At 70.5% G+C, this 13,928-nt stretch carries 2 protein-coding genes; one reads left to right on the plus strand and one right to left on the minus strand.

The annotated features are described in order from the left end of the window. Positions 1-126 precede the first annotated feature (126 nt). A complete protein-coding gene (locus ACFYQQ_RS32570) occupies positions 127-11,511 on the minus strand; it encodes an amino acid adenylation domain-containing protein (protein WP_356243957.1) in 11,385 nt (3,794 codons plus the stop codon). 530 nt (positions 11,512-12,041) lie between these two features. On the opposite strand from ACFYQQ_RS32570, the gene ACFYQQ_RS32575 reads away from it, so the two are divergent. Further along, positions 12,042-13,790: a S8 family serine peptidase gene (locus tag ACFYQQ_RS32575; protein WP_356243960.1), complete on the plus strand. Its 1,749-nt coding sequence runs from the start codon at positions 12,042-12,044 to the stop codon at positions 13,788-13,790. Positions 13,791-13,928 lie beyond the last annotated feature (138 nt).

Below are 13,928 nucleotides of genomic sequence, written 5' to 3' on the forward strand. Positions count from 1 at the left end.
CGTGCCCGCAGCCTCAGGCACATTCACGCAACAAGCAAGGTCACGCCCGGCGCGAACAAGCTCTGCGAGCGCGAATTCTCCCTATGCGAGATCTGAGGTCCGGCCCGTCGCCCGGAGGTCCTCGGCTCACTCCGCCAGCCTGCGGGCGATCACCTCCATGATCTGGCCCGCCGGCCCCGGCATGTGCAGGTCGTGGTGGGAAGCGTCGATGTCGTACTCCTCCAGGGAGCCGAGGACGTACGGGCGCCAGCCGGGCCCGTACGACGTCAGCCCGTCGACCTTGTCGCACTTCGCGTTGAAGTAGACCAGGTCGCCTCGGTAGACCGGTGACGCGAACACCGCCATCTTGTTGAGGTTGTTGGCGCCCACCTTGGACATGTCCTCCAGGAAACCGTCCAGGTTGTCGGTGTTCATGTACTCGCCGAACACCTCCTCGACGTCCCCCCGGTACATCGCCGCCGTCCTGCCCGCCACCTGCTTGAACGGGCTGTCCGCGGACGTGGTCGCGGGTGGGGCGTCCAGGACCGCGACGAGGCCGACACGGTGGCCGCGCCGTTCCAGCTCCGCCGCGGCCGCGTGCACGACCGGGCCGCCGAAGGACCAGCCGATCAGGTGGTACGGGCCTTCCGGCTGGCGGGCGAGGATCTGGGTGAGGTAGTCGTCGATCATCTCCTCCACCGAACCCGCCAGCGGATCCTTGCCGTTGGAGCCACGGGACTGCAAGGAGTACGCCGCCCGGTCCTTCACATGCGGGGCGAAGGTGAAGAACGCCCAGCCCAGGCCGCCGCCACCGTGGAAGAACCACAGGGGCGGCTTGCCCGTACCGGGATCCCTGTTCAGGGGCAGCACCACCCCGTACGAGTCGCTCTGGTCGTCAGGTGTACCGCCGACGACGACCAGCCCGCCCAGCTCGGCCACCGTGGGGTAATCAGTGATCGTCTTGAGAGGCAGGTCGATGCCGAACTCTTCGCATATGCGTGTGCTCAAGCGGGTGGCCAGGTCCGGATTCCCTCCGAGCGCGAAGAAGTCCTCGTTGATTCCGACCCCTTCGACCTCGAGCAACTCGCCGAACAGGGCGCAGAGTTTCTCCTCGTGCGTGTTGCGCGGACCGGAGTCGCTCATGTTCCCCTCGCGTGTGGTTCCCGGACCGCGGTCGCTCGGCTCCTTCGCGAGCCTGCCCCGTCCGGCCCCCGGCACCTCGATCGCATTGACCGGAGTCCGCGGGGCGGCGACCAACTGGTCCAGCACCGACACGAACCCCGCGGAGATCGCCTCGGCCGTTTCCCGGTCGAACAGCTCGGTCGCGTAGACGAGGTCGCCTCGCAGCGCCCCGGTACCGACGTCTTCCGCCATGCTGAACATCAGGTCGGCCTGAGCGGTGGACGTGAGGTGCTGCTCGAACTCGACCTCCAGCCCTTGCAGTTCGAGTTTCCGCTTGTCGAAGTTCTGCCAGGCGAACAGCACCTGGAACAGTGGCTGGTACGCCGCGGAGCGCTCGAGGTCGAGCGTCTCGACCAGCATCTCGAACGGCAGGTCCTGGTGCTCGTAGGCCGCCAGCGCCTTGTCCCGCACCCGTGCGAGCAGGTCCGCGAACGTCGGGTTGCCGGAGAGATCCATCCGCAGCACCTGGGTGTTGACGAAGAATCCGACCATGTCGGCCAGTCCTTCATCGGTGCGGCCGGCTATCGGGTTGCCGATCGGCACGTCCTCGCCGCCACCCAGTCGGCCGAGCAGCACGCCCAGCGCGGCCTGGAGGACCATCGACAGGGTCACCCCGCGTGCGTCGGCCAGTTTCCGCAGCCGGCTCGCGGACTCGGGCCCCACCAGGACAGCGACCATGTCACCCTCGGAGCTACGTACCGCGGGCCTGGGTCGGTCGAGCGGCAGGTTCAGCGGCTCCGGTACGCCGTCCAGCTCCTTGCGCCAGTACTCGCTCTGCGCCGCGGCCAGGCTCCCCTGGTCCGCCACGTCGCCGAGCAACTCGCGCTGCCACAGGGCGTAGTCCCTGTACTGCGCCCTCAACGGCTGCCACTCCGGGGCCCGTCCGTCCAGGCGCGCGGCATAGGCCTCGGCCAGATCGCGAGCAAGCGGTGCCCCCGAACTGCCGTCCGTGGCGATGTGGTGGATGACCAGGATAAGGACGTGCTCCTGGGCGGAGCGGCGCAACAGAGTTGCCCGCAAGGGTATTTCTGCCGCTAGGTCGAACCAGTGAGCGGCGGCTTCCTCGATCGCCCGGGACTCGTCCTCGGGCGCCACGTCGATCACCGGCACCCGCACTGGCGCCTGTTCCGCCGTCAGGATTCTCGGCTCAGGCTCACCGTCGGCGTCGGTCACATAGGTGGTGCGCAGGATCTCGTGCCGGGCGACGACGTCACCGATCGCGGCGCCGAGTGCGGCCTCGTCCAGTGTCCCGGTCAGCCGGAACGTCGGGGAGATGGTGTAGGTCGCCGTGCCACGATCCAGTTGGTGCAGGATCCACATGCGGCGCTGCGCGAAGGACAGCGGAGTCGCGGCGCTCTCCCCCGTGTGATCGCGCGGCTCGAACCGGAGGCGGCGGGGTGCGGCCGCCTTGCTGGACCATTCGGCGAACGCGGCGACTGTGGGCAGGTCGAAGATCTTGCGGATCGGTATCTCGATCCCCATGTCGGCGCGGGCGCGATTGATCAGCCTGGTGGCGAGCAGCGAGTGCCCCCCGAGCGCGAAGAAGTCGTCGTCGATGCCGACCCTCTCCAGACTGAGCAATTCGCTGAAGAGAGCGCACAGCTTCTCTTCATGAGGCGTGCGCGGCCCACGACCGCTCACGACGGTCGTGTGCCGCGCGGGCAGTGCTCGTCGATCGATCTTTCCGGCCGGGTTCAGCGGGAGCCGCGAGAGCGGTACGAAGGCTGCCGGGACCATGTAGTCGGGAAGGCGTTCACGCAGGTATGCGGGCAGTTCCGACAGCAGAGGGCCGATCGCCTTCGCGAGCGCCGGGGCGTTCACCCGGATCCGGTCGGCACCAGCACGTGGAACGAACCCCCCGGAGACGGTCTTCGGCCCGTCCTTCCGCTCGGGCAGGAGGATCGCGTCGAAGGCGTGGACGGTCTCGCCCGACCAGGTGAGGACGGCGTCCAGACCCTGCCGCCGCGCCCAGTCGGCGACGTCCTCCGGATCGAGTGGCAGCCCGGAGGACGCGACGGTGCCTCCGCCACCGGTGGGAGTCATGGCGGCGGCCGTGCCTCGGCCCACGGTGGCGGTCGCACCGGTGTCTGGGCCTCGGCCGGCGGTGGCGGTCGCCGCCGCGGCCTCCTCGGTCAGCCGTGCGTTGGGGATCCCGGTCACTCGCACCGGGCCACCGGCCGCCCGCTCGACGCAGTCACCGAGGCAGGCCAGATTGGCGACTTCCCCGCCCCACGCCACCGCGGGCACGCCTGAAACGTCGAGGACATCGGTCGGCGCCTTGTGCAGCACGACCTCGTAGCGGTGCCGGGTCAGTTCGTTGTGCGCCTGCCCCGCCTTCAGCCGGATGTCCACGCTGCCGGCATGCTCACGCGCCCAGTCGGCGAACCACTCCGGAGCGACCACCAGCTCCCGCTCGGCGAGCAGTGCCTGCTCCACCAGGGTCCGCACCTCGCTCGAGGGCGCGTACGGGTGTGCCGCGCGCTGCACGGCGGTGGTCAGCATTCGCAGGGTGGTGGCGTTGCGGACGTCGCCGACGATCAACCGCCCGTCGTCGGTGAGGAGTCGCATGGCCTGGCACAGCACCCGGTCCAGGTACTCGGCGCTCGGGAAGTACTGCACCACCGAGTTGACGATCACGGTGTCGAAGGCGCCCCGGGGCAGCCCGGAGAGGTCGTCGGCCGCCTGGGCGCTGAGCCGGACCCGGTCGCCGAGACCGGCCTCGTCGGCCTGGGCCCGGACCCGGTCGACGACCGTCGGCGAAATGTCGGTACCCCAGTACTCCTCGACCTCGCGGACTATCTTGGCCAGCAGCAGGCCGGATCCCACGCCGATCTCCAGCACCCGGCGCGGCGCGAACCGCAGTACGCGCGCCACCGCCGCGTCGCGCCATTCCTCCATTTCCTGGAGCGGAATCGGTTCACCGGTGTAGCTGGAGTTCCAGCCCTGGAAGTCCTCGCCGAACGTTCCTTGGGCCGAGACGGTGTACGTGTCGTCATAGACGTGGCGCCATTCCTCGATCTGGGCGGTGGTGTCGGTGACGGCGGCGTCGGGGTCGGGTTCGATGTAGGCGACCAGGCGCTGGTCGCCCTTCTGGTCCTCGCGGACCACGACCGCGGCCTGCGCGACCGAGGGATGCCCGGACAACACGTGGTCGATCTCGCCGAGTTCGATGCGGAAGCCGCGGACCTTGACCTGGGAGTCGGTGCGGCCCAGGTATTCGACCTGGCCGTCCTTGTTGAACTTCACCAGGTCCCCGGTGCGGTACATGCGCGTGCCGGCCGGGCCGAAGGGGCAGGCCACGAAGCGTTCGGAGGTCAGGGCGCTCTGGCCGAGGTAGCCGCGGGCCAGGCAGGTGCCGGCCAGGTAGAGCTCGCCGGCCACCCCGGGGGCGACCGGGCGCAGAGATGCGTCGAGGACGTAGACCTGGTTGTTCCAGATCGGGGTGCCGATCGGGACGCGGTCGGCGCCGGGGACGTGCTGCCAGCCGGTGACCTCGACAGTGGCCTCGGTGGGCCCGTAGAGGTTGTGGGCGGAGCAGGTGGGGAGCAGTTCGGTGAAGCGGTTGGCCAGAGCTGCGGGGAAGGCCTCGGCTGCGACTTCGATCCAGCGCAGGCTGGTGCAGTTCGCGGCCGCCGGCTCGGTGACGAACGAGGAGAGCAGGGAGGGCACGAAGAACGCGCCGGTGACCTGTTCGCGCTGGATGAGACGGGCGAGGTAGGCGGGGTCGCGGCGGCCCTCGGCCCTGGCCACGACGATCGAGGCGCCCGTCTGGAGGTTGGAGAACATCTCCGGCACCGAGGCGTCGAAGCTGGCCGAGGTGCTCATCAGCATCCGGTCCTCGACGGTGACCTGGAAGTGCTCCAGGCCCCACTGGATGCGGTTCATGATCGAGCGGTGGGCGACGGGCACGCCCTTGGGGCCGCCGGTGGAGCCGGAGGTGAAGATGACGTAGGCCGTGTTGTCGGGGGACAAGGTGCGCTCCGGGTCGGTGTCCGGATACCCCGACACGTCCGGCAGCGTCCCGTCGAGCAGGAGCAGGGGGTCGGCGACGGCCAGGATGTGGCGTACGCGGTCCTTGGGCAGTTCGGTGTCCAGCGGCACGTAGGCGGCGCCGGCCTTGACCACGCCGTACACCGCGACGAGCAGGTCCACCGAACGGGGAATCTTGACCGCGACGAGTTGCTCGGGTCCCGCGCCCTGGTCGATCAGCCAGTGCGCGAGGCAGTTGGCACGCCGGTTCAACTCGGCGTACGTCATCGCCTCTTGCTCGGCGATCACCGCGACGCGGTCCGGGGTGCGGATGACCTGGGCCTCGAAGGCGCCGGGAAGGGTGGTCGCGGCGACCGGGCGGGCCGTGTCGTTGATCTGCCGTACCAGGCGGTCGTGTTCGTCCTCGCCGAGCACGTCGATGGCGCCGATCGGGGTCTCGGGCGCGGCGGCGACCTGTTCCAGGACCCGTACGAACCGCGCGACGATGTCGGCCGCGGACTCCTGGTCCAGCAGGTCCTTCTGGTATTGCAGGACCAGCTGAAGCTGGGGATCGGCCGCGGCGGCCAGGATGACCGGGTAGTGCGAGCCCGCGAACGGGCGCAGCCCGGTGATGGCCACACCGGCCGCGGAGTTGGCCTCGCCGATGGCGTCCCGGTCGATGGGGTACGACTCGAACACGACCATCGTGTCGAACAGCGTCGTCAGCCCGGTGGCTTGCTGGATCTCCGCGAGGCTGTGCTGGTGATGCTCGAGCAGGGCCGCCTGCCGGTGCAGCAGGTCGGTGAGCAGGTCGGCGAAGGTGGTCTGCCGCTCACAACGCACCCTGACGGGGATGGTGTTGATGAACAGCCCGACCATGCTGTCGACGTCCTTCACCGCGGCCGGGCGCCCGGACACGGTGGCGCCGAAGACGATGTCCGACCGCCCAGTGAGACGGGCGAGGAGCACGGCCCAGGCGCCCTGAACGAGGGTGTTGAGGGTGACGCCCAGCTCCGCGGCCCGTCGGGACAGGCCCTGCTTACCCTCGAACACGACCTCGATGGCGCCGATGCCCGCGGAATCGTGCCGCGTTCCCGCGTGCGGCACGAGCAGGGTGGGCTCCTGGACACCGTCGAGTTCGGCCGCCCAGACGCGCGCGGACTCCTCGTGGTCGTGCTGCGTGAGCCAGGTGAGGAAGTCGCCGTAGTCGCGCGCGGGGGTGAGCGCGGTCGGGTCGCCGTCGGCGGCGTAGAGCAGGAGCAGGTCGCGCATCAGCAGCGGTGTGGACCAGCCGTCGAACAGGACGTGATGGGCGGTCAGGACGAGTTCGGTCCGGTCGGGTTCGAGGGTGGCCAGGGCCAGCCGGATGAGCGGCGGAGTGTCCGCGTCGAAGTAGGTGGTCCGGTCCTGGTCGAGGAACCGCTCGAACTCCGCGGTGCGCTGCGGCTCTTCGGCTGCGGTCAGGTCGAGGTGCCGCCACGGCAGCGTCACCGATTCCGGTATCACCTGGACGAGATCGCCGTCCGCCCGGTCGACGAACGCTGCGCGCAGGGCGGGGTGGCGGTCCAGGAGCGCCTGTCCGGCTCGGCGCATCCGTTCCGCGTCGACCTCGCCGGACAGATGGAACACGAGTTGCATGTGGTAGGCGTCGAAGGAGGAGCCGGCGAGCATCGCGTGGAACAGCAGTCCTGACTGTGCGGGGGTGGCCGGCCATACCTCGGCGAGCCTGCCGAAGCGGGCCTCCCAGGCGTCGATCTCCTGTTGGGTCACGGTGACCAGGGGCGCGTCGCTGGGGGTCAGTCCGCCGGCGTCGGTTGTGGTGGTGTGCCGGGCCAGCGCCGTCAGCGCCCGGACCCACAGACCGGCCAGTTCGCCGACCTCCTCGCGGGACAGGACGCCGGTGGGAAAGCCGAAGTAGGCGGTCAGTTCCTCGCCGTTCCCGGTGTCGGCGGCGACCGCGTTGATCTCCAGCGCCGACAGCACCTCCATGTCCGGGTCGGGAGCCGCGATCAGGTCGGCGCGCGTGGTTTCCGGCGCCCAGCCCAGGCCGCGGAGTTCCTCGGGGATGTCCGTACCGGAGGTCCTGCCCAGGTAGTTGAAGCCGATCTGCGGGCGGCGCGCCCCGGCCAGTGCGGCGGCGGTGTCGGGGTTGAGATGGGCGAGCAGGCCGTAGCCGAGGCCGGAGTCCGGTACCGCGCGGAGTTGTTCCTTGACGGCCTTGACCGCGCGGCCGGCCGCCTGGCCGCCTTCGAACGCGTCCGCCAGGTCGATGCCGGTCACGTCCAGGCGGACCGGGTACATGGCGGTGAACCAGCCGAGCGTGCCGGACAGGTCCGCGCCCGGCACGAGGTGTTCCTCGCGGCCGTGGCCCTCAAGTCGGACCAGGGCCGACGTCGCCTGTGGCCCGGACACGCCGCGGGTCCGGCGCCAGCTCGCGAGCGCCAGGGCGAGGCCGGTCAGCAGGCCGTCGTCGGCGCCGGCGCGGAAGACCTTGGGCAGGGTGTCGAGCAGGATCTTGGTGACGTCGGCCGGGACGCCGACGCGTACCGTGTCCACGGTGGCGGCGACATCACGTACGCCGTCCAACTCCCGGGCCCCTACTACCGGTTCATCGCCGCCCAGGATGCCTTGCCACAGGGGTAGTTCAGCGATCCTTTCGGGGCGGACGGCTTCCTCGGCCAGGGCATGGGTCCATCGGCGCAGCGAAGTGCCGGTCTCCGCCGGTCGCGTGGCAGTGCCCGATCGGACCTGCTGCCAGGCGGCCACCAGGTCCGGGAGCAGGATCCGCCACGAGACGCCGTCGACGACCAGGTGGTGCAGCACGATCAGCAGCCGGTCCGAACCGTCGTCGGTTATCAGCCGCACGAACTGGGCCATCACACCCGCGTCCGGGTTGAGGCGGTCGGCGGCCTCGTCCAGTTCGGTCTGCGCGTCGGCCGCGTACCAGGGGACCTCGCGCAACAGCGCGGCTGCGTCGACGTGACCGGCCGCCTCCATCCACAGGCCCGGCCGCTCGCGGTCGAGCCGGGAGCGCAGTACGTCGTGCCGGTCCAGTACGGACTGCAGGGTGGCGACCAGTTCCGCGCGGTCGGTGTCCTCGGGCAGGGTCAGCAGCGCGGACATGCAGAACCGGCCGATGCCGCCTCCCAGCGCGAGCACGTGCGCGGCGGTGGGCGGCAGCGGCGCCCAGCCGACACCCCCGCCCTCCAACTCGGCCGGCGCCACCGGCTCCTGTCCGGTCCGGCTCTCGGCCAGTTCCGCGAGCCGGGCGACCGTGCGGTGCTCGAAGATCTCCCGGGTGGTGACGACGACACCGCGCGCCTTGGCCCGTGCCACCACCTGGATGGAACGGATGCTGTCGCCGCCACCGGCGAAGAAGTCGTCGTCGACCCCGATCTGCCCGGGCCCGGCGCCCAGCACATCGGCGTACACCTCGGCCAGCACCCGCTCCGCCTCGCCGCGCGGCGCCCGGTACTCGGCGCCCGCGAACTGCGGCTCCGGCAGCGCGGCCCGGTCCAGCTTCCCGCTCGGGGTCAGGGGCAACCGGTCGAGGACCAGCAGGTGGGCGGGCACCATGTAGTCGGGCAGCCGCCTGGCCGCGAACCGCCGCAGGTCGGCCACCGAGACACCGGCGTCCAGGGCGAAGTCACCGTCGCCGGCACCGCCGTCCACCGCCACCACGTAACCGACGAGCCGTCTGCTCCCGGAGGGGTCCTCGCACACCGTGACGGCGGCCCGGCTGACGGCGGGGTGCCGGGCCAGGACGGTCTCGATCTCGGTGGGCTCGACGCGGATGCCGTTGACCTTGACCTGGTCGTCGGCGCGTCCGGCATACGTCAGCCGGCCCTCGGCGTCCCACCGGGCCAGGTCGCCGGTACGGTACATGCGCGTACCCGGCGGGCCGAACGGGCAGGCGACGAAGCGCTCGGCGGTGGCGGCGGCGTTTCGGTGGTAGCCGCGGGCGACCGGGCCCGCCACGTACAGCTCACCGGTCACGCCCGGGGCGACCGGGGCGAGTTCCGGCCCGAGGACGTGGGCCCGCATGTTGGCCAGCGGGGTCCCTACCGGTACCGCACCGGACCCGGTCCACTCCCGCGGGACGGTGAACGCGGAGGCGTAGAAGCTCTCCGTCTGGCCGTAGGCGTTGACGACCCGGGTGCCCGGCAGCGTCTGGTGCACCCTGCGGGCGAGGTCGCCGGAGAGCTCCTCACCGGCCAGCACGACGGTGTCCACGTCCAGGTGGAGGCCGCTGGAGCCGTCGGCGGTGAGCTGGTCGAGGAGCGCGGACACCAGCCCCGGTACGGCGCTTATGGTGGTGCCCGACCAAGCGTTGCGCTCGGCGAGTTCGAGGAGGTCGCGGACGATCTCGACGCTCGCTCCGGCCGTCAGCGCGGTGAAGATCTCGAAGACGCTGACGTCGAAGTTCACCGAGGTCGCCGCGAGGACCCGCGAACCGGCCTCGACCCGCAGGCGCCGGGCCAGGTCCCGTACGCCGTTGACGACACCGGCGTGGGTGACGGCGACGCCCTTGGGGGTCCCTGTCGATCCGGACGTGAACATCACGTACGCCAGATGGTCGGGGCCGATCCCGGCCGTCGCGGCGTCGACGACGGGGCCGTCCAGGTCCAGGTCCAGGTCGTCGAGGTGCACCAGCGGAGGCTGGCAGCCGGCCACCATATGTGCGGTGTCGTGGTGGGTGAGCACCAAGGACGGGCGTCCGGTGTCCAGCAGAAGGCCGGCGCGAGTGGAGGGGAACGCCGCGTCGATCGGCAGGTAGGCGCCGCCTGCTTTGAGGACGGCCAGCAGCGCGACGACCAGGTCCACCGAACGCGGCAGGGCCACGGCCACCAAAACGTCCGGCCCCACACCCCGTTCACGCAGCACCGCGGCAAGCCGACCCGCGCGGACCTCCAGCTCCCCGTACGACAAGGAGGTCCGCCCGCACACCACGGCGGTCGCCTGCGGGGCCCGTGCCGCCTGGGCGGCGACCAGTTCCGGGACCGTCGCCGCCGGCACCGGAGCCGCCGTCTCGTTCGACCGGGCCAGCCTTGCCCGCTCGGTCCCCGTGAGCACGTCCACCGTGCCGAGCCTGGTCCCGGGACGTGCGACCACCTGCCGCAGCACCCGCACATAGCGGTCGACGAGGGTCTCGGCCGTCGTGTGGTCGAACAGAGCAGTCGCGTACTCCAGACGTCCGTAGGCCCGCCCCGAGGCGTCGGGGACGATGTTGAGGAACAGGTCGAACTTCGCCGTCTCGGTACCGGGCCAGACCAGCGTGCCCCGCAGGCCCGGCAGCTCGATCTCCGGCCAGACGAACTGCCAGGCCAACATGACCTGGAACAGCGGCTGGTAGGCGGTGGTGCGGTCGGGGTCGAGGAGTTCCACCAGGTGCTCGAAGGGGACGTCCTGGTTGTCGTAGGCGGCCAGGGCCCGGTCGCGGACCTGTTCCAGCAGTTCGCCGAAGGTGGGGTTGCGGGCGAGGTCGACGCGCAGCACCCAGGTGTTGGCGAAGAACCCGATGAGGTCCTCGAGCTGTTCGTCGGCGCGCCCTTCGATGGGGCTGCCGATGGTCAGGTCGTTGCCCGCGCCGAGATGGTGCAGCAGGACCGCGAGGGCCGCTTGGGCGACCATCGGTGCCGTGGCACCGTGCCGCGCGGCCAGCTTCCTTACCCCGGACAGCAGTTCGGGTTCCAGCTCGAACATGACCTCGGCGCCGCGGTGACCTCCCGAGCCGGTCCGTGGGCGATCCAGGGGCAGCTGAACCGGCTGCGGCACCCCGTCGAGTTCGCGGCGCCAGTGCTCCAACTGCTCGGCGGCGACGCTGTCGGGGTCGTCCTCGTCTCCGAGCATCTGCCGCTGCCACACGGTGTAGTCCTTGTACTGGACGGGCAGCGGAGCCCAGTCGGGCGCGGTGCCGTGCCCGCGTGCCTCGTAGGCCGACAGCAGATCCCGGACGAACGGCGCCATCGACGCCCCGTCCGCCGCGACGTGGTGGAACACGAACAGCACCGTGTGTTCACGGGGCGAGACACGGAACACGGCGGTCCGCAGAGGCAGGTCCCGGTCCAGCTCGAACCCCGCACGCACGACGTCGAGCATCGCCTGTCCCACCGCTTCGGCGGCCACGTCGACCACTCGGAACGGCGTCGCGGCCTGCTCGGCGGGCAGGATCCGCTGCTCGGGAACGCCGTCCTCACTCTCCACGAGCAGGGTGCGCAGACTCTCGTGCCGGGCAACGACGTCCGCCACGGCGGCGGCCAGGGCCGCCGTGTCCAACTCCCCCTCCAGGCGCAGCGCGAAGGGAATGTTGTACGTCGCCGACGGCCCCTCCAGCCGGTACAGGAACCAGAGCCGGCGCTGAGCGAAGGACAACGGGATCATCGGCTACTCCTCGACGCGTGCGCGACCGGCTGGCGGGGTGACCAACCGAGAATGCCCAGCACGGGAGGCAATTCGAAGTCCGTACGGCCCTTTGCCTGTCGGTGCGACTCGGCGAACTGGTCGCGGTGGTGGGTGAATTGACTCACTCATCAATCTGATGCAAGGGGGACGCGCAGGCGCCGCGGGGCGGCCCCGCGGCGCCGTGATGTGTCCCGCCGACGGGACGCACCCCGGCATCGGCCCGGCGTTCAGGAAGCGGAACTCACGCGCGGCGTCGTGCAGTTCGATGGCCAGAGCGGCGGTGGACCCCGGCCCTCCGATGCCCGGAGTACGCCTCTTTTCAGCCATCCCTCTATAACACCCCTGCACGGAAAGGTACTTCCGTACGTGAGCACACCCCTGACATCTTGCATCCACCACTCGTTTCGTACAGCCCCGCCGGTGCCCTCCGCACGGCCGGGCCGTCTCCGGAGGACGCATTGATACCCCACATATCCAGTCGGCTCAGACGCACGCTGGTTCTGGCGGCCATGCTCGGCCCTGCCCTCGCGTTCGGTGCCCCTGGCGCCCTCGCGGGCACGCTCCCCGTCGGCCCCTCCACCGCGCCGGTCGCCGGCGCCCACGCTCCGGCCGCCGTGCCGGCCTCCCAGAGCGCGACCTGGGTGGCCGGCACGCGTGCCTACCTCGTGATCACCGCCCCGGGTGACACTTCGGCGGTCCGCTCCGCGATCACGGCCAACGGCGGCACCGTCTTCTCCAACTTCGACGCCATCGGCGTGATCGTCGCCCACTCGGCGTCCAGCGGATTCGCCGCCACCATGCGCGGCGTCGCCGGTGTGCAGCAGGTCGGCGCCACGCGTACCTCGGACGTCCCGGCCGACGCCTACAACCCGGCGCTCCCGGCCAATCCGACCCAGGCATCGACCCCGGCCGGAGAACCGGTCCGGGCCGACATGAGCCAGATCAAGGCCGACCAGGCCTGGGCCACGAACCCGGGCTCCGCCTCCGTCACGGTCGGCATCCTGGACACCGGTGTGGACGACCAACACCAGGACCTGGCGCCCAACTTCAACGCGGCCGACTCGGTCTCCTGCGCCTACGGCAAGCCCGACACCCGTACCGGCGCATGGCGGGACGTCGACACGCACGGCACCCACGTAGCGGGCACCGTCGCCGCGGCCAAGAACGGCAAGGGCGTCGTCGGCGTGGCCCCCGGAGTGAAGATCTCCGCGGTCCGGGTCGCCGAGCCGGGCAACTCCTTCTTCTTCGCCGAGAACACCATCTGCGGCTTCGTCTGGGCCGGTGACCACGGCTTCAAGGTCACCAATAACAGCTATTACACGGACCCGTGGCAGTTCAACTGCCCGGACAACGTCGACCAGGCCGCCATCATCGAGGGCGTCAAGCGCGCCCAGCAGTACGCCGAGGGCAAGGGCTCGCTCCAGATCGCCGCCGCGGGCAACGAGAACTACGACCTCGCCCACAAGACGACCGACTCCGCGAGCCCGAACGACTCGACGCCGGTGACCCGCACGATCACCAACGCCTGCCTCGACATCCCGACCGAGCTGCCGGGCGTGGTCACGGTCGCGGCCAACGGCACGGGTGTCACCAAGGCCTCGTTCTCCAACTACGGGCAGGGCGTGATCGACGTCGCGGCGCCGGGCAGCAACGTGTACTCCACCGTCCCCGGCGGCGGCTACGGCAGCAAGAGCGGCACCTCGATGGCCACCCCGCACGTGGTCGGCGTGGCGGCACTCATCGCCAGCGCCAACCCGGGCATCACCCCGGCGCAGATCCGCGCCAAGCTGGCCGCCCAGGCCAACGACATCGCCTGCCCCGCGGACAGCCGCTGCACGGGCACGACGGCCAACAACTCGTTCTTCGGCGAAGGACAAGTCGACGCCCTCAAGGCCGTAGGGACCACCCCGCCGCCCGGTAAGTACTTCGAAAACCTCGCGGACTTCGCCATCAACGACAACGCGACCGTGGAGAGCCCGATCGCCGTCACCGGCGTGACCGGGAACGCCCCGGCCACCCTCAAGGTGGGTGTGGACATCAAGCACACCTACATCGGTGACCTGAAGGTCGACCTGGTGGCGCCGGACGGCAGCGTCTACACGCTGCACAATCACTCCGGCGGCAGCGCCGACAACATCGCCCAGACCTACACCGTGAACGCCTCGTCGGAGGTCGCAAACGGCACCTGGAAGCTGCGCGTGAACGACAACGCCGCCTCCGACACCGGCAAAATCGACGCCTGGAACCTGACCTTCTAGGACCTGTCCGAGCGATCCCTCAATGCAGCGCGCCCAAGCCGGGGTCTGGGCGCGCTGCACCAGGCCCGTCTGACCGAGCTGCGCGCTGCAGGCTGCAAGTCGCGTCCTCCGAGCGAGCCGCCGCCTGGTCTTGGTCGC

This window comes from Streptomyces sp. NPDC005496, from assembly GCF_042872045.1.
Taxonomy (GTDB): Bacteria; Actinomycetota; Actinomycetes; order Streptomycetales; family Streptomycetaceae; genus Streptomyces.

What these genes read in the sequence shown, in the direction of transcription:
- ACFYQQ_RS32570 (WP_356243957.1), bottom strand. Translation starts at nt 11,511, where the DNA reads ATGATCCCGTTGTCCTTCGCTCAGCGCCGGCTCTGGTTCCTGTACCGG.
- ACFYQQ_RS32575 (WP_356243960.1), top strand. Translation starts at nt 12,042, where the DNA reads ATGCTCGGCCCTGCCCTCGCGTTCGGTGCCCCTGGCGCCCTCGCGGGC.